Here is a 1157-nt window from a genome sequence, read left to right as displayed (position 1 = left end):
GAGCCGGAGGACCCGAGCAAGCCACGCGTGCCGGTGGTGCTCTTCGGCGGCGCCGCGCAGGGCGTGAAGCCGTCCGTGGCGCTCACGCCCAAGCCGGACTTCTCCGAGGAGGACCTGGCGGTGCTGGACGACATCGACCGCATCTCGCGCGGTGAAGAAGCCAGCCTGGACACGGAGAAGGTGAAGCCCGCGCGCATGGTCGCGAGCCTCATCCGCCTGCTCATCCGCAAGGGGCTCATCCAGGAGGCGGAGTTCCTGGAGGAGCTGGCGCAGAAGTGACCGGCGCCGTGGCCCCGCTCCTGGACGTGCGGGGGCTCGTCACGCAGCTGTCGCTCCCGCGCGGCACGGTGCGCGCGGTGGACGGCGTGTCCTTCACCGTCCCTCCCGGCGGCACGCTGGGGGTGGTGGGGGAGAGCGGCTGTGGCAAGAGCCTCACGGCGCTGTCGGTGATGGGGCTCGTTCCTCAGCCGCCCGGCCGCGTGGTGGGCGGCGAGGTGCGCTTCAAGGGCGAGGACCTGCTGGCCCTGCCGGAGAAGGAGATGCGGCGCGTGCGCGGCCGGCACGTGGCCATGGTCTTCCAGGAGCCCATGACGTCGCTCAACCCGGTGTTCACCGTGGGCGAGCAGATTGGCGAGGGCGTCCGGCTGCACCTGGGCGCCACGAAGGCGCAGGCGCGCGAGCGCGCGGTGGAGATGCTGCGGCAGGTGGGCATCCCGGCTCCCGGCGAGCGCGTGGACGCGTACCCGCACCAGCTCTCCGGCGGCATGCGCCAGCGCGTGATGATCGCCATGGCGCTCGCGTGCGACCCGGCGCTGCTCATCGCGGACGAGCCCACCACGGCGCTGGACGTCACCATCCAGGCGCAGATCCTCGAGCTGCTCAAGCGCCTCCAGGCCGAGCGCAACATGGCGGTGATGCTGATCACCCACGACCTGGGCGTGGTGGCGGGCAGCTGCGACGTGGTGGCGGTGATGTACGCGGGCCGCATCGTGGAGCAGGCCCCGGTGCGTGAGCTGTTCGCGCGGCCCGCGCACCCGTACACGGCGGGCCTCTTGCGCTCCATCCCGTCGCTGCACGACGCGGGCTCGGCGGGGGAGGGCGGGCGTCAGCGCTTGAAGGCCATTCCCGGCATGGTGCCGTCGCTCACCGCGCTGCCG

1 protein-coding gene and 1 pseudogene are annotated in these 1157 nt (G+C 72.7%); both read left to right on the top strand.

What is annotated here, in order from left to right; genetic code table 11:
• Nucleotides 1-279 (top strand): annotated as a pseudogene (locus D7X55_RS39535) (hypothetical protein); the annotation flags it as partial.
• A partial coding sequence (locus D7X55_RS39530; RefSeq protein ID WP_147470428.1) for an ABC transporter ATP-binding protein occupies nt 276-1157 on the top strand: 882 nt, incomplete at its 3' end. The pseudogene D7X55_RS39535 and the gene D7X55_RS39530, both read left to right, overlap by 4 nt.

This window comes from Corallococcus sp. AB049A, assembly GCF_003668885.1.
Lineage (GTDB): Bacteria > Myxococcota > Myxococcia > Myxococcales > Myxococcaceae > Corallococcus > Corallococcus interemptor.
Note: the sequence above shows the minus strand (reverse complement) of the source record. Positions and strands in the feature narration are given on the sequence as shown.